The 19,586-nt window shown below is 41.5% G+C and carries 21 protein-coding genes; all 21 read left to right on the top strand.

Annotated elements, in window-relative coordinates; all coding sequences use genetic code 11:
* Positions 1 to 6 precede the first annotated feature (6 nt).
* The 21 genes from fliJ (at position 7) to KFT32_RS04585 (ending at position 19,557) form a co-directional block, all read left to right on the top strand.
* Complete coding sequence (gene fliJ, locus KFT32_RS04685; RefSeq protein ID WP_211745946.1) at positions 7 to 450, top strand: flagellar export protein FliJ; 444 nt, start codon at positions 7 to 9, stop codon at positions 448 to 450.
* Positions 451 to 491: 41 nt separating this feature from the next.
* Positions 492 to 1,442: a MotE family protein gene (locus KFT32_RS04680; protein WP_211745945.1), complete on the top strand. Its 951-nt coding sequence runs from the start codon at positions 492 to 494 to the stop codon at positions 1,440 to 1,442.
* A gap of 34 nt (positions 1,443 to 1,476) precedes the next feature.
* A complete protein-coding gene (locus tag KFT32_RS04675; protein WP_211745944.1) occupies positions 1,477 to 2,907 on the top strand; it encodes a flagellar hook-length control protein FliK in 1,431 nt (476 codons plus the stop codon).
* Between the two features lie 20 nt (positions 2,908 to 2,927).
* On the top strand, positions 2,928 to 3,467 hold the full coding sequence (locus KFT32_RS04670; protein ID WP_211745943.1) for a flagellar hook capping FlgD N-terminal domain-containing protein: 540 nt from the start codon (positions 2,928 to 2,930) through the stop codon (positions 3,465 to 3,467).
* Positions 3,464 to 3,841 (top strand): TIGR02530 family flagellar biosynthesis protein, encoded by a 378-nt coding sequence (locus tag KFT32_RS04665; RefSeq protein ID WP_211745942.1) that lies wholly within the window; start codon positions 3,464 to 3,466, stop codon positions 3,839 to 3,841. The genes KFT32_RS04670 and KFT32_RS04665 overlap by 4 nt, the downstream gene beginning before the upstream one ends.
* Before the next feature lie 82 nt (positions 3,842 to 3,923).
* Positions 3,924 to 4,739 carry a flagellar basal body rod protein FlgG gene (gene flgG / locus KFT32_RS04660; RefSeq protein WP_211745941.1) on the top strand — a complete coding sequence of 272 codons (816 nt, stop codon included), beginning with the start codon at positions 3,924 to 3,926 and terminating at the stop codon, positions 4,737 to 4,739.
* 67 nt (positions 4,740 to 4,806) lie between these two features.
* A complete protein-coding gene (locus KFT32_RS04655) occupies positions 4,807 to 5,031 on the top strand; it encodes a flagellar FlbD family protein (RefSeq protein ID WP_211745940.1) in 225 nt (74 codons plus the stop codon).
* A complete protein-coding gene (locus tag KFT32_RS04650) occupies positions 5,032 to 5,493 on the top strand; it encodes a flagellar basal body-associated FliL family protein (protein ID WP_211745939.1) in 462 nt (153 codons plus the stop codon).
* Between the two features lie 42 nt (positions 5,494 to 5,535).
* Positions 5,536 to 6,534: a flagellar motor switch protein FliM gene (fliM, locus tag KFT32_RS04645; protein WP_211745938.1), complete on the top strand. Its 999-nt coding sequence runs from the start codon at positions 5,536 to 5,538 to the stop codon at positions 6,532 to 6,534.
* The gene (fliY, locus tag KFT32_RS04640; protein ID WP_211745937.1) at positions 6,524 to 7,822 is read left to right on the top strand and encodes a flagellar motor switch phosphatase FliY; all 1,299 of its coding nucleotides are present in this window, start codon (positions 6,524 to 6,526) and stop codon (positions 7,820 to 7,822) included. Before fliM ends, fliY begins: the two co-directional genes overlap by 11 nt.
* 31 nt (positions 7,823 to 7,853) lie before the next feature.
* Positions 7,854 to 8,219, top strand: a complete 366-nt coding sequence (locus tag KFT32_RS04635; RefSeq protein ID WP_211745936.1) for a response regulator — start codon at positions 7,854 to 7,856, stop codon at positions 8,217 to 8,219.
* A 6-nt stretch (positions 8,220 to 8,225) separates the two neighbouring features.
* The gene (locus tag KFT32_RS04630; RefSeq protein WP_211745935.1) at positions 8,226 to 8,753 is read left to right on the top strand and encodes a flagellar biosynthetic protein FliO; all 528 of its coding nucleotides are present in this window, start codon (positions 8,226 to 8,228) and stop codon (positions 8,751 to 8,753) included.
* Positions 8,750 to 9,505, top strand: coding sequence for a flagellar type III secretion system pore protein FliP (gene fliP / locus KFT32_RS04625; protein ID WP_211745934.1), 756 nt, complete (start codon positions 8,750 to 8,752; stop codon positions 9,503 to 9,505). Before KFT32_RS04630 ends, fliP begins: the two co-directional genes overlap by 4 nt.
* 33 nt (positions 9,506 to 9,538) lie before the next feature.
* On the top strand, positions 9,539 to 9,808 hold the full coding sequence (gene fliQ / locus KFT32_RS04620) for a flagellar biosynthesis protein FliQ (protein ID WP_211745933.1): 270 nt from the start codon (positions 9,539 to 9,541) through the stop codon (positions 9,806 to 9,808).
* 11 nt (positions 9,809 to 9,819) lie between these two features.
* Positions 9,820 to 10,617, top strand: coding sequence for a flagellar biosynthetic protein FliR (fliR, locus tag KFT32_RS04615; RefSeq protein ID WP_211745932.1), 798 nt, complete (start codon positions 9,820 to 9,822; stop codon positions 10,615 to 10,617).
* 18 nt (positions 10,618 to 10,635) lie between these two features.
* On the top strand, positions 10,636 to 11,748 hold the full coding sequence (gene flhB, locus KFT32_RS04610) for a flagellar biosynthesis protein FlhB (RefSeq protein ID WP_211745931.1): 1,113 nt from the start codon (positions 10,636 to 10,638) through the stop codon (positions 11,746 to 11,748).
* Positions 11,745 to 13,778, top strand: coding sequence for a flagellar biosynthesis protein FlhA (flhA, locus tag KFT32_RS04605; RefSeq protein ID WP_211745930.1), 2,034 nt, complete (start codon positions 11,745 to 11,747; stop codon positions 13,776 to 13,778). Before flhB ends, flhA begins: the two co-directional genes overlap by 4 nt.
* Positions 13,775 to 15,127 carry a flagellar biosynthesis GTPase FlhF gene (gene flhF, locus KFT32_RS04600; protein WP_211745929.1) on the top strand — a complete coding sequence of 451 codons (1,353 nt, stop codon included), beginning with the start codon at positions 13,775 to 13,777 and terminating at the stop codon, positions 15,125 to 15,127. Before flhA ends, flhF begins: the two co-directional genes overlap by 4 nt.
* The gene (locus tag KFT32_RS04595) at positions 15,120 to 16,025 is read left to right on the top strand and encodes a MinD/ParA family protein (RefSeq protein WP_211745928.1); all 906 of its coding nucleotides are present in this window, start codon (positions 15,120 to 15,122) and stop codon (positions 16,023 to 16,025) included. The genes flhF and KFT32_RS04595 overlap by 8 nt, the downstream gene beginning before the upstream one ends.
* 34 nt (positions 16,026 to 16,059) lie before the next feature.
* Positions 16,060 to 17,472: a chemotaxis protein CheB gene (locus KFT32_RS04590; protein WP_211745927.1), complete on the top strand. Its 1,413-nt coding sequence runs from the start codon at positions 16,060 to 16,062 to the stop codon at positions 17,470 to 17,472.
* 21 nt (positions 17,473 to 17,493) lie between these two features.
* The gene (locus KFT32_RS04585) at positions 17,494 to 19,557 is read left to right on the top strand and encodes a chemotaxis protein CheW (protein ID WP_211745926.1); all 2,064 of its coding nucleotides are present in this window, start codon (positions 17,494 to 17,496) and stop codon (positions 19,555 to 19,557) included.
* Positions 19,558 to 19,586 lie beyond the last annotated feature (29 nt).

The raw sequence follows: 19,586 nt of genomic DNA, 5'->3' as shown, positions 1-19,586 counted from the left end.
TACATTATGGGATTTACTTATCATTTTCAAAAAGTTGTTGATCTTAAATCAAAAGAAAAAACGCAAGCTGAGTGGCTCCTTTCCTCTGCTATTGGCAGATTGCAAGCTGAAGAGTCGCACTTGATGGAACTTGTGCGTGATCGAGAAAATCTTATGGAAGGCATTTCCTCTTTCTCGCAAAAAAGAGCCTCAGCTTCCAGTTTACAGGAAATGAATCGATATGTTCACTATCTAGATGACTGCATCACCCGTAAAAACAGTGATGTAGCTCATGCGGAAGTGAATGTAAAACAAAATCAAGCTTTTCTGAATGATAAAATGCTAGATGAAAAAGTGTGGAACCAGGCACGGGAAAAAGCCAAAATGCAGTATCAACAGGAGATGCTCCTCCGTGAACAAAATGAACTCGATGAGATGGCGACGGTGCGCTTTGCAGTTAAGGCACGGTAAGGAGAAAAGCTTACGTGAATGCACCGAAGGAGGAATGAGGTTTGGTAGACAAGGATAGAGAAGAACTCGAGCGAGAGTCTGGAGGAGCTTGGGAAAAATTTATGATCGTTTCCATTCCTATCGTATTTTGTCTCGTACTTGTTACTGTTCTGCTAATCGTCCTGAATGTAGATTTCAGAAAAAATGCGATTGATATTGCGAGTAAAATTCCAGTAGTTAAAGAATGGATACCTGATGAATCGCTTGATCCAGAGACTCTTAAAGAACGGCAGGCTGAGAAACAAATCGAAAGCAACAATGCGGTCATAGACAAACTGAAGACACAACTTGCTACTGCACAGACGGAGCTTGAGCAGGTGAAAGAGGAGAAAGCCCAGCAAGATACGAAAGTACAAAAACTAGAAGATGAAATAGAACAATTACAGGTAACAACGAGTTCAAGAGATGGCGCGGAAGCTTCTAATGAAGCTGAAAAGGTAGATCCATACGAAAAACAAGTAAAAGAACTCGCCAAAATGTACGGGCAAATGAAGCCAAGTAAAGCAGCACCTATCATTCAAAGTATGACAAAGGAAGAACAGGTTCAGCTTCTGGCAGAGATGAAATCAGATGAACGTAAAGATATTCTTGAAAAAATGACTCCTCATATGGCTGCAGAGGTTACTAATGCCTTAAAAGACACGACAACATCGGAAAGTCGCGCCATTGCAGCATTGCAGTCAAAGGTTAATAGCAATCAAACAACCAATACAACTACATCCACTAGTCGAAACCTGGACAAAAGTGAGCTAACTCAAACGTTTTCGTCGATGTCGGCTGACAGTGGAGCAAAATTGATTCTTGAAACGTACAAACTGAGCCCTGATCAAGCGATTACGATTTTGAAAACGGTGGATGATGCTACGCGAGCCAAATTCCTGGACAAAATGTCTTCAACGGATGCTGCTGTCTCCGCTAAAATAATGAATCGACTGATGGGGAGCCAAAAGTAGCCAATCTTTCTTATCGATTTGAGAGGAGGTGAAAATGACGATGATCTCTTTTTTCTCCCAAATGGGGAAGACATCAACAAATACGGTTGATTCAGCATCCGCAACTAGTAAAAGTACGGGAAATGAAGCGGTGAGTTTTTTGACTGCTTTACAAGGAACGTTACAGACGGATGGTGAATCGCAGACTTCAGCGAGTACTAGTGGAACTCCTATCGTATTCAATTTTATGAATACAGATCAAGAAGCCAATGTTTCTCCAGGTGGGAATTTAATTGCCGATGAAGAAGCAGCACTTTCACTGGAAGCGGTAATTGAAGATCTTATTTCAACACTTGAACAGGATGAGGATCACAAAAGTGGTGAGGATGCTGAGTTAATCGCAGAATTAAGTGACTGGTTGCAGCAGGCTCTAAGTTATCTGTATCCCGTGAGCGATGAAAATACAGGAGAACAAAATGAATCATCCCAAGCGATTACTACACTTTCAGAGAATCCTGAAACAGTGAAGTATGCTTTACAAGAAGTGTTATTCCAGTTGGTAGAAGTAAGTAAAACCAATCCTAATGCAGCTGCACTAACAGAAGAATCTATACATACCCAGCAGCAGCTTATTGCTAGTTTGAAAGAGATATTTCAGAAATCAGATATGAATACAGAATCAGTTGCTAAATTAAGTTCCTTAGTGTCGGAACTCAGCCGTATTGCAGTAAGTACCCCATCGACTGAAGCAACAGAGTTTTCAATGCAACCATTCCTGAAGACAGTAGATGAAGGCGATGAGCTGCAAAGCAAAGCTACGAAAGAAATGGTTCAATCAGCGGCTAACGAACCGGGGGATCCTTCAGAAGATACGGTAGTAACTCAAGCAGTTAACAGTGATGAAGGTATTGAGAGTCAAGCTACCAACCTAACCACGGCGGGGCAACTAGCTATAAAAAATGGTACTGCACCACTGACTAAATTAGAGCATGTGATGCCGGTACAACAATTTGCTAAAGACATGTCAGAGTTTGTAGTCAGCAAGTTTGAGTTTGTTAAGCAGCATGGTATGTCGGAAGCTGTTATCTCTTTAAGACCTCAGCATTTAGGTCAACTAGATGTACAGTTAACGATGCAAAATGGTCATTTGGTAGCACGCTTTATGACAGAACATGCAGGAGCGAAAGAATTATTAGAACAACAAATGACACAATTGAGAGCTGTACTTACGGCCCAAGGAATTCAGGTGGAAAAACTTGAGGTAACTCAGAACACTTCACTATCATCTCACATGTATCAGGATGGAGGCAGTTCAAACGGACAGTCTGGGAATCAGCATCGATCAAAAGAACGTGAGCAGAAAAATGAAGATGCGCTGAGAACAGCCGAGATTCAAGATGAACTTCGCACTTGGATGCAGGAACAGCAAGACCTGGAGTTATATACAGGAACAGATCAGACAAATGGGTTCACGGCTAAAGTCTAATAGGGAAGCGAGGTGTTAAAATGCCAGCAGATATTATTTCTACTACTAACGTATGGCCCAACTACTCAGCTTCCAATGTGGGTACAGCAGCGAGAAAAGAACCATCAGATACGATGGGGAAAGATCAGTTTTTAAAAATACTGATTACTCAGTTGCAGAACCAGAATCCGATGCAACCAATGGAAGACAAAGAATTTATAGCTCAGATGGCACAGTTTACTTCTGTAGAACAACTATCTAATATATCGGGTCAACTTCAGAGCTTATCTCAATCTTTAGGTGCGGTATCTGGTCTTATTGGCAAACAAGTAAGCTGGATTGGTAAGATCGAAGGATCGAATGAAACTGAGGTTCAAAGTGGGATTGTAGATTCTATTATTATTCGTGATCAGGTCCAGTATGCAGTCATTGACGATATGGAAGTTGCACTGACTGATATCACACAGATCAGTGATGTCAACACAGAAGATAAGGTACCGGAAACGGAAACGAATCCAGATGATTCTGCCCCTGAGAATGGAAAAGAGGAGAGCAGCGGAGCCGACGGAGCTGAGGCATGAGTGGCATTGTCAGGGTAGGTCAACTTTTTTCAGGTACTGTAACTCCTGCTACTACACGCGAAACAAGTAAGTCTTCATCAGAAGGAAATGTTTCATTTGACAAATTACTTCATGATGAATTTATAAAGCTTAGCCACCATGCTTCCAAAAGATTGGAGCAACGGGGGATTGAGCTCGGTAAAGATGAACTGCAGAAAATTGCTCTCGCCATTGATAAGGCTGATGCCAAAGGTTCCAAAGAAACACTTGTCCTCCTGCAAGATACAGCTTTCATTGTAAATGTAAAAAACCGAACAATCGTAACTGCGGTAAATGGGTCCTCTTTGACGGAGGGTGTGTTTACCCAGATTGACAGTGCCGTCATTATTTCATAGTCATTATCAGGTTGGCCCTAACGGAAAGCCGAAGCTGTGGATCGACTGAAGCAGCTAATCATAAATCGGAGGTAATATAACTATGCTTAAGTCCATGTACTCTGGTGTATCTGGAATGAGAGGGTTTCAAACGAAACTAGATGTTATCGGTAATAACATTGCAAACGTAAATACAACAGGCTTCAAATCAAGCCGAGTGATGTTTAAGGATATTATGAGTCAGACCACTGCTGGGGCAACTGCTCCTACAGATGAATCGGGTGGAGTGAATTCCAAGCAAATTGGGCTTGGTGTGAGTGTTGGTTCGATCGACACGATGCATTTGGCGGGAAGTGCTCAAACCACGAATAACCCGACTGACCTGCGTCTTGACGGTGACGGATTTTTCTTGGTTAGCCTCTCTGAAGATCAGGAAGTCCCTTTTCTGACTCGGGCTGGAGATTTTCATATTGATGCAAATCGCAGATTAGTAACTTCTGACGGACTGTTCGTTCTCGATTCAGGTGGAGCGGCAATTACACTTGATGATGAAGTAGTGGCCTTCTCCATAGGCCAAGATGGAACCATCAATCAGCAAATGGCTGACGGGACGATGGAAGCGGGAGTACAACTAGGGATCGGTAAAGTATCTAATCCAAGTGGACTCGATAAAATCGGGGGTAACCTATACCGAATGACAATGAATGCGAATCTCGACGGTGAGTTTGAAATTGTAACTGCGAATGACGGAGAAGCAGGGATAGGAGCTATCGTTGCCGGGCAGCTTGAAATGTCAAACGTGGATTTGACAGGGGAATTTACAGAAATGATCGTAGCACAGCGTGGTTTCCAAGCCAATTCCCGTATTATTACCACTTCTGATGAAGTGCTTCAAGAAGTTGTTAATCTTAAACGATAATGAATAAATAGTTGCATGGGAAGCCTTCGTGCTTCCTAGGCAATTCATAGCAGGAGGTAGGCAAGAGATGATAGCATTATCAAGGCTAAATGGAGAGCCCATGTTTTTAAATGCGCTACTCATTGAGACTGTGGAAGAAACACCTGATACATATATTACCCTCATTACAGGCAAGCGTTTGATTGTACTGGAAAAAGCAGAAGAAGTCATTAGCAAGATCAAAGAATATAACAAGGAAATTGGTATCCATGCGGCAACGATTAAATTGCAGCAACAAACGGAGGATATGTAGATGAAGAAAATGTTACCTTGGCTCACTACCGCCATGCTTGCTATTACACTTATCGTACTCGCTATATTTATACTGACAGGTCAGATGGATGGAGCGAAGGATAAGACCGCTTCGGCAGAGGGAAATGTCCAAAAACATCTTTCAGCAGATGAAATTGTAGAGGTGACCTCAGAAATTACGGATGTCAAAACAAACCTGGCTGATCCAAGTTATCTTGTTCAAATGAATTTTTCTTTCCAATTGAATACTAAGAAAGCAAAAGAAGAGTTTGAGAAGATCAAAGATATTGTAGTGACACCGATTATTATTCAAAAGCTGGCTGAAACAAAACCAGAAGAATTGAATAAAACCGCTGGGAGAAAAAGTTTCAATAATGAGTTAACCGATTTGATTAACAAGGAACTAACAGAGGGAAGGTTGCAAGATATCCGTATTACTAAGTTTCTCTCTACACCTATGTAATGTGCTACAGCTCAATTTTAAACCTGCAAGGGGGTGAATGAAATGGTTGATGTACTATCACAGAATGAAATTGATGCCCTACTCGCAGCTCTTTCCTCGGGAGAGATGGATGCCGAAGAGCTTAAAAAGGAAGATAGCCAGAAGAAAATTAGGTCATACGATTTTAAAAGAGCGGTTCGGTTTTCAAAAGATCATATTCGAAGTTTGACACGAATTCATGAAAATTTTGCCCGTTACTTGACGACTTATTTTTCAGCTCAGCTGCGAACTTTTGTTCAGATTAATGTAGTACAAGTGGAGCAACTGCCTTATGACGAATTTATTCGCTCAATTCCAAAAATGACCATTTTAAATATTTTTGAGGCAGAACCACTACAAGGAAGAATGGTGCTTGAGGTCAACCCTAATGTGGCTTATGCCATGCTAGATCGTTTACTTGGAGGACCAGGAACATCCACCGCTAAAGTAAGCACAATGACTGAAATGGAAATCATCATTATGGAGCGTATCTTCAGCAAGGCATTTGATAGTTTGCAAGAAGCATGGAAAACCGTCCTTGATATCAAACCTCGTTTGGAGGCTCTTGAGACGAACCCACAATTTATGCAAATTGTATCACCTAATGAGACAATTGCCTTGATTTCGCTTAGCACCAAGATTGGGGATACCACAGGCATGATCAACCTTTGCATTCCGCATGTGGTAGTGGAACCGATAATGTCGAAACTCTCGACGCATCAGTGGTTTATTTCTGAAAAGAAATCGAGAGCTCCAGAAGAGATGGTCGCTCTGAAAGAAAGAGTAAAGAAAGCCAAACTTCCTATTATTGCGGAGCTTGGTGAATCCCAGATTTCCATTGCAGAGTTTCTGTCACTTGGAGTTGGTGATGTCATCGCTCTTGGAAAACCGGTGAATGAAGGTTTAACCATTAAGGTAGGGGAAAAGGCTAAATTCATTGGAAGTCCAGGAAGTCTTAAAGATCGTGTAGCCGTACAGATAGATGAAATCCTCATTGAAGGAGTTGAAGAACTTGACGAGTAAAGATTATTTATCCCAGGAAGAGATAGATGCTTTATTAAAGCAATCCGAGTCTATTTCCAGTGGAGAGCCAGTAGTGCAAACAGTAGATGATTTTTTGACTCCACTTGAACAGGATGCACTTGGTGAAATCGGGAACATAACATTTGGCAGTGCTGCTACTGCACTCTCAACCTTACTCGGTAACAAGGTTGAAATCACAACACCGAAAATTTCTATTATTAACAGATCCCAATTTGAAGAGGAATTTCCTAAGCCTCATGTAACGGTACACGTTACTTACGTAGACGGTTTTGAAGGGATTAATTCTCTCGTAATTAAGAAGAGAGATGCTCAGGTTATTGCAGATCTCATGCTTGGTGGAGAAGGCAATCCTGAGGACGAGGAACTGAATGATATTCACATCAGTGCAGTTCAAGAAGCAATGAATCAGATGATGGGATCTTCAGCAACATCGATGTCTACGCTGTTTAACCGATTCGTAAATATTTCACCTCCTAGCATTGATATCCTGAACATGTCGAGCGGCGAGGGATTGAACAATTTTCCAATCGATGAAACATTAATTAAGGTTTCTTTCCGATTACTAATCGGTAATTTAATAGATTCTACTATCATGCAGCTCTTGCGTGTTAATTTTTCAAAAGAGATGGTGAGAATGTTGATTCATGGTACTGAAGAACCTGAGGAAACAACTCCACAAACGATGGCGGAGACTGCTGTAGCTGTGGAAGAAGTAGTAAGTGAGCCAACCACAGCTTATGAGACGCCATTATATGAACAACAGATAAATCAACAAGGGGCAATGTCTCCTAATCAAACTACTGGGAATACACCGTATCAGGATCCATGGCAAGCTCCAGTATCTCAGCAACCAATGTATTCCAATTATCCTAATCCATCCATGCAGCCACCTGCACAAATACCTAATGGAGAGCCGCAACATTACGGAAATATGCATGCTCGCGGTGTAAATGTGCAACCTGTGCAGTTCGCAAACTTCCAAAATGGTAGTTTTGGGCAAACAGGCGACAATAATTTGAATTTATTGATGGACATACCACTAAAAGTAACCGTAGAATTAGGAAGGACCCAAAAGCAAATTAAGGATATTTTGGAATTATCTCAAGGCTCCATCATTGAACTCGACAAATTGGCTGGTGAACCAGTGGATATACTTGTCAATCATAAGCTGATTGCTAAAGGCGAAGTTGTTGTAATTGATGAAAATTTTGGAGTACGAGTAACTGATATCGTCAGCGAGTGGGACCGACTACAGAAAATACAATAAGCACAAATTTTCAAGGAGGATTTGAACTAACATGGCAAATCGAATTTTAATCGTGGACGACGCAGCATTTATGAGAATGATGATTCGGGACATCTTGAGCAAGAACGGGTTTGAAGTCGTCGGGGAAGCACAGGACGGAACACAAGCTATCGAAAAATTTAAAGAACTTCGTCCTGACTTAATTACGATGGATATTACGATGCCAGAAATGGACGGAATCGTAGCACTTAAGGAAATCAAGAAGATTGATCCGAATGCCAAAGTCATTATGTGCTCTGCGATGGGTCAACAAGCGATGGTTATTGATGCGATTCAGGCGGGAGCGAAAGATTTCATCGTGAAGCCTTTCCAATCGGATCGTGTAATTGAAGCTATCAATAAAACTTTGGGCATTTAAGTTGAAATGACAGATTCAGGACGTACGGATTCACTAGGGTCAAGTTACTTTGGGACGATGTTCACTGTAATTTTCGTACTTATCATTATCGTTGTATGTATTGTACTTTTAATTCGGTTTTTGGGAAGAAAGAATCAATCATTCTTCCAAAAGCGAACGATGAGAGTCATCGGTGGAGTTGGACTTGGACCTAGTAAGTCACTTCAAATTGTAGAAGTGGGTAGCAAACTTTATATCCTTGGGATCGGGGACGATGTCCACATGATTGACACTTTGTCTGATCCTGAGGAAATCAGGGCGCTAATCGTCCAGTTTGAGCAGGAAGGTACATCAGAACCTTCCTTAGCCAAACTGATAACTGGTGTCAAGAATCAGCTGCTAAAGAACAAAAACAAAGCGGAGTCATATGACATTGAAGAAGCTTCATTTGGTGAGTTATTTCAGAAGAAACTTCGGGAAATGCCAGATCGCAAGGATCAGATGGAAAGCTGGCTTGCAGAAGAAGAAACAAGAGAGCGGTCGAGGGATTCATGAACAAGAAGATTGCATTAGTCTGCTTACTGTGGGTATCTCTTCATCTCATGTTTGGAACGGAAGCCTACGCGCAGCCGATTCCGGATATCAACATTGAGATTGGAAATAGCAACAGTGAAGAACCGAGTACAAGCTCGTTATCTATCATTCTCTTTATAACGATTATAAGTATTGCACCTGCAATTCTAGTACTTATGACAAGCTTTACAAGAATCGTTATCGTTCTTGGCTTTGTACGAACATCGCTCGGAACAAACCAAATGCCTCCTAATCAGGTGCTCGTTGGTCTGGCTCTTTTTCTTACTTTATTTATTATGTCACCAACGATATCCTCAATAAATGATGTTGCACTGCAGCCTTATTTAAAAGGGGAGTTAACACAAACGGAAGCACTGAAAGAAGCAACAGTACCAATGAAGAAATTTATGTTTTCACATACGAGAGAAAAAGACCTGCTTCTGTTTATGGAGTATAACGGGGTTGAAAAACCAGAGTCTTATGAGGAGATTCCTCTTACGGTTATGGTTCCTGCGTATGCAATCAGTGAGCTGAAGACTGCCTTTCAAATGGGATTCATGATTTTCATTCCTTTCTTAGTCATTGATATTGTCGTGTCAAGTACACTCATGGCAATGGGGATGATGATGTTGCCCCCGGTCATGATTTCACTTCCTTTTAAAATCCTTCTGTTTGTACTTGTGGACGGATGGTATCTGGTCGTTAAATCTCTGCTACTTAGCTTTAGTCCATAAGAGGGATCATCTAGACATCGGGAGGTGGCGGCCTTGACAGCAGATTTTATCATAGAGCTAGCAGGGCAAGCGATATTTGTCGCTTTGAAGATTAGTGCCCCCATGCTGGTCCTTGGACTTGTAGTGGGACTTATCATTAGTATTTTTCAAGCAACAACACAGATTCAAGAGCAAACGTTAGCTTTTGTTCCAAAGATTGTAGCCGTTCTTTTGGCACTGCTGTTATTTGGCCCTTGGATTCTCGCATCGATGGTTGATTTCACGTTTAACATCTTAGACAATCTTCACAATTATATCGGGTAGGTTGATCAATCATGGAGATGATGCTTCAAGGATTTTCTGTCGCTCTGCTTATCTTTTGTCGAATAACAGCATTTTTTGTAGCGGCACCTGTGTTTTCTACACCGGGTGTACCCCGGATATTTAAAATAGGATTATCCGTTTTTATTAGTATTATTGTGTATCTTTCCTTTGGTACTGAGCAGGTTATCCCCATGGATGGAGCATATGTCCTGCTTATCATTAAGGAAATTTTAATGGGATTGCTACTGGGATACATAGCACTTCTGATGATTACTGCCATTCAGACTGCCGGAGCGTTCATTGATATACAGATTGGTTTTGGTATTGCCAATGTATATGACCCGATGACAGGAGCATCAGCACCGTTAACAGGGAACCTCAAATATGCTTTTGCTATGTTGTTGTTTTTGACCATGAACGGGCATCATCGAATGCTAGATGCCATTGTGTACAGCTATAATTGGGTACCTCTTGCCGGGAATGATATATTTCAGGCCTTTGCTGACGGAAGTGTAGCGGAACTGCTCATGCGTGCATTTGCACAAGCTTTTATGCTTGCTTTTCAGATGGCCGCCCCTCTTGTAGTTGCCTTGTTTATGACTGATGTTGGACTTGGCTTTCTTGCAAGAACAGCGCCGCAGTTTAATGTTTTTGTAATTGGGGTTCCACTGAAAATAATCGTAGGTCTTGCTATGTTGCTCCTTATTGTTCCAGGATTCCTATATGTATTTGAGAATTTGTTTGCTGTTTTATTTGAAGCAATGCAAGGTGTGCTGGAAGTAGTTGGCCAGGAACCTTTAGTTAGGTAAAACCGGGGGTAGAGTAGGATGAGATTCAAACTGGACCTGCAGATGTTTTCCGGGGAGAAAACAGAAAAAGCGACGCCCAAGAAACGTCAGGAAACAAGAAAAAAAGGGCAAGTTGCAAAAAGTATGGAAGTTTCCGGGGCAGCCATTTTGCTCACCTGTTTTATGTGTCTACTCGTTTTCGGGGATTTTTACAAGGAAAGAATAGCTGATGCTTTCAAAGATATTTTTTTGAACAGGCTCAGTATGGATGTAACCATCCCCAATGTAATGTCACTGTTTGGACAGCTTGGTATTCAAATTCTGATTATCCTTGCGCCTATTTTTGCCGGTGCCGTAATCGTAGGTATCCTTGTGAATTATTTACAAGTTGGTTTTTTGCTCACTGGAGAAGGGGTTACTCCAAAGTTTAGCAAGATTGATCCTATTAAAGGGTTCAAAAATATTTTTTCCATGCGATCACTTGTTGAGTTGGTTAAATCTGTTTTGAAAATGCTCATTATCGGGTTTCTAGTGTATGACATCTTGTGGGGAGCAAAAGATCAATTTGCAGGACTTAGTCATCTGTCTTCCGATGGCATCATGAAATTTGCTGCTGAGATGACAATGAAATTAGGACTCAATATCGGAATTGCTTTGTTTGTACTCGCAGTACTCGACTATATGTACCAGAAATACGAGTATGAGAAGAATATTCGAATGTCCAAACAGGACATTAAAGATGAGTATAAAAAAATGGAGGGTGACCCCCTCATAAAAGGGAAAATTCGCGAACGCCAGAGACGTATGGCTATGCAACGAATGATGCAGGAAATTCCTAATGCAGATGTCATTATTACGAATCCGACCCATTTTGCAGTAGCTCTGAAATACGACGGCAGTGAAATGGATGCTCCAAAGGTAATAGCCAAAGGAGCGGACCATGTGGCACTACGAATCAGGGAAATAGCGAAGGATAATGGAGTCATGCTTATGGAAAATAAACCACTCGCGAGAGCTTTGTTCCAACGTGCTGAGATTGGTGATTCCATTCCTGCGGATCTGTTTCAGGCGGTCGCTGAAATACTTGCTTATGTGTATAACTTGAAAGGCAGAAATAAACCATCGGGGAATCGGAGGCACAGAAACCAGTGAAAATTAAAGAATTATCAGTCCTAGTTGGGATTATCGGCATCGTGCTAATGATGATTCTCCCCATTCCCGTTGGACTACTGGATGTCCTTTTGGTCATCAATATCGCACTTGCACTAGTTATCTTGCTTGTGGCAATGAACACCAAGGAAGCTTTGGACTTTTCGATCTTTCCTTCTTTATTGCTGGTAACAACTCTTTTTCGGCTGGGCCTGAATATTTCTACAACAAAACATATCCTTGCTGAAGCGTACGCTGGTAAAGTGGTTGCTACGTTCGGAAACTGGATATCCAGTGGACAGCCGGTTGTTGGTTTTATCGTGTTCCTGATTCTTGTCGTTGTACAGTTTATCGTCATAACCAAAGGGTCAGAACGTGTGGCTGAGGTAGGCGCGAGATTTACACTCGATGCCATGCCGGGTAAACAGATGAGTATAGACGCTGATTTGAATGCAGGCCTTATTAACGAACAGCAAGCCAAAGAGAGACGAAGCAAAATTGAACGTGAGGCTGATTTTTATGGTGCAATGGACGGTGCCAGTAAGTTTGTTAAAGGGGATGCGATCGCAAGTATTATAATCTTGCTAATTAATCTAGTTGGCGGATTTATTATTGGTATGGTAATGATGGGGATGAGTTTCGGTGATTCCTTATCTACCTATTCATTACTAACCATCGGGGATGGGCTGGTAAGTCAGATCCCGGCACTTCTTATTTCGACAGCTTCCGGGCTGATTGTTACTCGTGCTGCATCTGATGGAACCTTTGCGGATGACATTACCGGACAGTTATTTTCATATCCAAAACTTCTCTATATTGTTGGAGCTACTGTAACTTTTCTAGGGCTTTTTACTCCGATCGGTCCAATTACAACTTTGCCACTCGCTGGTTTGTTATTTTTCGGAGGATGGAAAATGCAGAAGAATCTTAACAATAAGCAAATTTCAGAGGAACAGTTGGAGGAAGAACAGCAAATTGAAGAGGTTAGAAGTCCCGAGAGTGTTATTAATCTCCTTCAGGTAGATCCAATTGAATTTGAATTCGGTTATGGGCTCATACCACTTGCAGATTCGGGTCAAGGCGGAGATCTTCTGGATCGAATTATTATGATCCGCAGGCAGTGTGCGCTGGAGCTTGGACTTGTTGTTCCTGTTATTCGAATCCGCGACAATATTCAGCTTAGACCTAGTGAGTATGTGATCAAGATTAAAGGAAATACCGTTGGTGGTGGAGAGCTTTTGCTTAATCATTACTTAGCCATGAGTCCGGGGTTTGAGGATGATTCTATCAGCGGGATTGAGACAATGGAACCTGCTTTTGGTCTTCCTGCCTTATGGATTGATGAAGCAACGAAGGATCGAGCTGAGTTATCAGGGTACACCGTCGTTGATCCTCCGTCCGTAGTTGCGACACATCTAACCGAGCTTATTAAGAAACATGCACATGAACTGTTAGGACGCCAGGAGACAAAAGCAATTATTGATAATTTGAAAGAAAGTTATCCAGCTTTGGTAGACGAATTAATTCCTTCCGTTTTGTCTGTTGGAGATATTCAGAAAGTTCTTGCCAAGTTGCTTAGAGAGAAGATATCTATTCGTGACATGGTTACGATTGTAGAGACATTAGCAGATTATGGTACATATACAAAGGACCCGGATGTTTTGACCGAATATGTGAGACAAGCTTTGTCGAGACAAATAACCCAGCAGTATACCCTGAAAGGGGAGACGATGCGGGTGATTACGGTTGGACCTAATCTGGAGAAAAAAATAGCCGAGAGTGTGCAGCAATCTGAGCAAGGCAGCTATTTGGCGCTGGATCCTGTATCAAGTCAAACTTTGTATCAGAAATTGACGGAACAAGTCAATCGTCTGATTCAGTCCGGACAGCAACCTATTGTACTCACTTCACCTAACATTCGCATGTATCTCCGGCAGATTATTGAGAGAACGATGCAAGATATTCCGGTATTGTCTTATAGTGAGCTCGAACCAAATGTTGAAATTCAAAGCGTCGGGGTGGTGAATTTATGAAAATAAAAAAATACATCGTTGATACCATGCCCGAGGCTATGAAACTCATTCGAAATGAATTAGGACAAGATGCTGTCATCATGTCTACAAAGACTGTTCGAGCAAGTGGTTTAGCAGGATTGCTCCGCAAACAGAAGATTGAAGTGATAGCAGCCGTTGAGCAAGATCCAGAGCAGAAGGAGAAGCCTGTGCAGCAGGCTCCTCCTTCTGCTATCCAGACTACACCAAGAAACGCTGTTCCTGAAGCTTACCGAAAAGCAGGGAATTTTAATAATACGGAACAAATTGCGGCAACTGAGGAATCAACATTAGGAAATACAAGAGCGAATTCAAAGGCGACTCTGTCCGGAGCACCTCATGGATTAGGTGAATCTTTCCCTCGCCCCGTAGAGTCACAGCCGCACCCAGCAGGGGCGGATTTTTCCGTTTTTTCAAGCAGGGAGCATAGGAAACCGGAAATTGATGCAGGAAACGGGAATTTAAATGAGAAACTATTTGCTGAAATCAGCCAGATGAAATCCTTTATGGCTTCTATTGCGCAAACGCAATCGAACGAAGTGAATCTACCAGGCGATTTGAACGAGGTTCGTGCAACTCTGAAGAAGCAAGGAATTGCGACTGACATCTGGAACGGCTGGATGGAGTCGGCGAAGCAAACTCTACTTGAAGAAGAGCATGTAACCGGGGAAAGTACAGTAAGAACTTTGATTGAGCAGTTTTTAACAGAACACATCGATGCGGGAATTAACAAGTCCACCCGGATTGTTTACGTAGCTGGTCCGACAGGAGTTGGCAAAACAACAACCATAGCAAAGCTTGCGGCAGAGCAAATGTTCCAGCATAAACGAAAAGTGGGTCTTATTACTGCGGATACGTACCGTATTTCTGCTATTGAGCAGTTACGTACATATGCTGCAATATTAGGGATTCCACTAGAAATCGTACAATCACCTGCGGATACCAAACAAGCTCTGGATCGTCTTGCAGATTGTGATTTAATTCTAATGGACACAGCAGGTCGGAACTATCGCAGTGAGCTAGCCGTGTCTGAACTTAAAAGCTTACTTCCCGATCAACCAGGAAGTGAACTCATTATTGTACTTAGTCTCACTGCGAAAACCGAGGACATGCTTAGCATACTCGAACATTTTCATAAATATGGACCGGCGAAGCTGATTTTTACCAAAATAGATGAAACGGATACACTCGGAGCTTTATGTAATGTGCTTCATCAGTATCCGAGTAAGCTCGCCTACATCACTACAGGTCAAAATGTTCCCGATGATATTATGTTACCTGATGCGAAGAAGCTGGCTGATTCCATACTGGGAATGAAACCCCATGAATGATCAGGCTGCTTCACTTAGAGAACTGATGTTAAAGCGTTCTGTCCCTTTACTTAATGAAGAGAACTTGGTCCAAATGAAAAAGAAGAATCTAGCCAGACTGATTGCTGTATCCAGTGGCAAAGGAGGTGTAGGTAAATCCAACTTCACCCTAAACCTTGCGCTGAAACTTCATGCATCTGGAAAAAAGGTGTTAGTATTTGACGCTGACATGGGGATGGCCAATATCGATATACTCATGGGGGTGTCTTCTAGATTCAGCCTGTATCATGTATTAAAAGGAGAAAAACGAATTCGGGACATTGTTCAATTGGGTCCTCTTGGACTTCCTTATGTAGCAGGTGGATCTGGGCTAATAGAGCTGCTGACTCTAACGGAGGAAGATATCGATAGATTCACATCCGATCTTGAAAGTCTAGCACAAGAGATGGACTATATCTTTTTTGATACAGGAGCAGGTCTTTCTCTAGAAAACAGACGTTTTATTGCTGCTGCTGACGAATGTATCGTCGTTACGACTCCAGAACCAACCTCCATTACGGATGCTTACGCACTAATTAAAGTCATGCATAAACAACTTACCGATCCCGTTTCATTTAGCATTGTGGTGAATCGGGTAGAAAACAGAAGAGAAGCTGAAAAGGTTAGTGACAAAATTGGACTGGTTGCGAAACGATTCTTAAATGCGACAATCCCTTTGCTTGGATATATAACAGATGATCAGCACGTGATGCGTGCAGTAAAGAATCAAAAACCATTTACTTTAATGTATCCACAGTGTGCTGCATCCCGAGATATGGAGAGAATTGCATCTGGGTACAAGGAACTTCCTTCACCTTTGAAGCAGAATACACAAGGGTTTAAAGGATTCATGAACAAATGGCTCAAAAAAACCATCTAATGTGGGTTGTTCACTAAATTCAGGGGTGTCATACATGTCAGTCTATCAGGTACTTGTTGTTGATGATTCAGCTTTTATGAGGAAAATTATTACCGATTTAATTGAACAGGATTCTGCTTTTAAAGTAATGGGTACAGCTGTAACTGGAGAAGAAGCGATAGAAAAAGCGAGAATCTGCCAGCCTGATCTCATTACGATGGATGTAGAAATGCCCGTTCTTAATGGACTTGATGCACTCAAGGTAATTATGTCCGAAAGCCAAATTCCGATTATTATGCTTTCTGGAATTAATGAACTTGGATTACGCGAAACGATCATGGCACTAGAAGCAGGAGCATTTGATTTTATTCGTAAACCTTCATTCAACCATGGACAAGACATCAATGAGGTAGGCTATGAACTTCGGAATCAGATGAAAGAAGCTATGCAGATGAAAGAGAGGCGTGCGGAGAGAAAGATACTGCAAGACTCTCTTGCAGAGAAACAGGAAAGGCAAGATGAGGGGGATTTTTATGTCATACCTTCTCATTTTCATACATTGAATACGCCTAATCTGGATACTTCTCGTCTTGTTAAAGAACCCAAAAAAATAGACTCTGATAAGCTAACGGATATTGCAACTTTGCGTGATCAAGTTCAAAGCAAACCAACACCGAAATTAGAACGAGTAGTAAAAAGTCCTCCTAAAGCTATTTCAAGTAATAAAAGAGATATAGTTAAGGAGAAGCAAAGTAAGAAACGAACAAATAGCAACAACGATATAAAGATAAAGCCTGCATCTTCAATTGAAGTCCCAGGTTATAAAGAATCATATGACGATAGAAAAGAAAAACATGTTGTAAAACAAATATCAAGCACGTCCTTTCATCAACTAGTAGCTATTGGTTGCTCTACTGGTGGTCCAAGGGCACTCAAGACATTATTATCTCAAATTCCAGTGAATTTTCCTGCACCGATCGTCATCGTGCAACATATGCCGCCTGACTTTACTAGATCGCTCGCAAGCCGTCTAGATTCATTTAGCCATATTCGGGTAGTTGAAGCAGAACATGGAATGCTTTTGGAAATAGGAACAGCCTACATTGCTCCAGGGGGCTACCATATGAGAGTGAATGAATTGCAGACAGGGAAATTCGAAATATTTTTGAGTAAGGAAGAGATAGTCAATGGACATCGGCCTTCTGTAGATGCACTTTTTGAATCTATCGTTCCCTATATGAAACTTCAAAGGCATGTGGTTCTTTTAACAGGTATGGGTAGTGATGGAGCTAGAATGATGAAGCGTCTTTATGACACGGGTGTCAATTCAACATTTGCGGAGAACGAAGAAAGTTGTGTCGTGTATGGAATGCCGCGTGCTGCCGTAGAACTGGCATGTGTTCAGCAAGTATTACCTATTGAAGAATTGACTTCAAGCCTGATCCAAGCCGTTATGAAACAAACCTAATCAAGAAGGGGGTATTTCAAAGTGGATATGAATCAATACTTGTCCATGTTTATTGATGAGTCTAACGATCATCTGCAATCGCTGAACGAAAAAATGCTTGAACTCGAAAACAGTCCCGAAGATCTATCCATCGTTCAAGTTATATTTAGATCTGCACATACGCTAAAAGGTATGGCAGCTACCATGGGGTTTGAGGATCTGGCTTCCTTAACTCATAAAATGGAAAATGTACTAGATCTAGTTCGAAATGAAAAGCTTCAAATGAAGGAATCCATATTTGATGTCTTATTCCAGAGTCTTGATGCACTCGAATCCATGGTTCAAAATATTATGGGCGGCGGAGAAGGGAAACTTGATGTTACTTCTATCGTTTCTTCTTTACAAGCAATTGAAAAAGGGGAAGAGTCATTACCTGCTCCTGCGGAAGTAATAGAGTCAAGTTCCAAAACTTCCATGCCTGCGTTGGATGAATTCCAAAACTCCGTACTCTTACAGTCTATTACTGATGGACAAGGCGTTATGTTCATACATGTCACTATTAGCAGTACAAGTCAGTTGAAGGCTGTTCGCGCCTATATGGTATTTGATATGCTAGAGCGATCAGGTGACATCATCAAAACAGAACCATCAGTTCAAGAAATAGAGCAAGATCAATTTGACTATGAATTTTCACTTTATTACATAACACAGATGCAAGCAGAAGATGTAAAGAAAGCGATTCTAAACATTTCAGAGATTGAAAAAGCAGAAGTTGTATTATTGACCGAAGAAATGCTCGTAGGATCTTCTGAAGTAGCAGCAACGGTAGAAGTGATGGAGAAGCCTAAGGAAAGATCTCAAGTAGAAAGTAGTAATACGAACATTGAAACTGCTAAAACAAATCCGGTCGCAGAAAAGAAAGGTCCAGCCAATACGAAAACGTCTGCACCTGCGGCTTCTAAAACCATTCGCGTAGATATCGAACGTTTGGACGTTCTTATGAATTTGTTTAGTGAGTTGCTAATTGACCGTTCACGTTTGGAACAGCTATCCAATGATTTAGCTCACACGGATTTGATAGAAACCGTTGCGCATATGAGTAGGGTTAGTTCGGATTTGCAAAATATAGTACTTAAGCTTCGAATGGTGCCTGTAGATACTGTATTTAATCGTTTCCCAAGAATGATTCGAGATCTAGCTAAGTCACTGGACAAAAAGGTTGACCTTGTGATCTCAGGTGCAGAAACAGAACTAGATCGTACAGTTATTGATGAGATTGGTGATCCGCTTGTTCATTTGCTTCGAAATGCTGTTGACCATGGCGTTGAATCGATCAGTGCTAGAGTAGCGTCGGGGAAATCAGAAACGGGTACGATTCATTTAAGAGCATTTCATAGTGGAAATCATGTTTTTATTGAAATTGAGGATGATGGAGCGGGGATCTACCGTGATAAATTGCTGAAAATTGCAATATCTCGTGGTGTCGTTACCGAAGCGGAATCGACTGATATGACGGATGAACAGGTCTTCCAACTATTGTTTGCACCAGGGTTTAGTACAGCGGAGACGATATCGGATATTTCTGGTAGAGGAGTAGGTCTTGATGTCGTCAAAGCCAAGATTACTTCGCTTGGCGGTAATGTAACGATTCATTCTGTACCAGGAAAAGGAACAAATTTTTCTGTTCAACTTCCTCTGACCCTGTCCATTATCTCGGCAATGCTGATTCAATTAGGAAGTGAAAAATATGCAATTCCTCTTTCTTCGATCGTAGAGACGGGAATCGTAAAAAAAGAAAAAATTCGCGAGATCCATGGTACAAAAATGATCACGTTCAGAGAATCTCTGGTCCCATACGTATCACTTGCTGAATTCTTCCAAGTGGAAGGTTACAGCGATGCAGAAGAGGATGAAATTGAGATTGTTGTTATTCGAAAAGGGGATCAGCTTGCTGCTCTTGCAGTAGATGATTTTATCGGTCAGAACGAGATTGTTATTAAGACCCTGGGTAAATATTTACCGGTTATTCAAGGCATTTCTGGAGCTACCATTCTAGGTGATGGCCAAGTCGCACTAATTGTTGACCCTAACGGTCTGATTAAATAAACTTTTGCAACGAAAGCTTTAATTACTTA

The sequence above is a fragment of the Paenibacillus sp. Marseille-Q4541 genome (assembly GCF_018310695.1).
In the GTDB taxonomy this organism is placed as follows: Bacteria; Bacillota; Bacilli; order Paenibacillales; family Paenibacillaceae; genus Paenibacillus.
The sequence above is the reverse complement of the archived record's forward strand: the minus strand, read 5'-3'. Positions and strand labels throughout refer to the sequence as shown.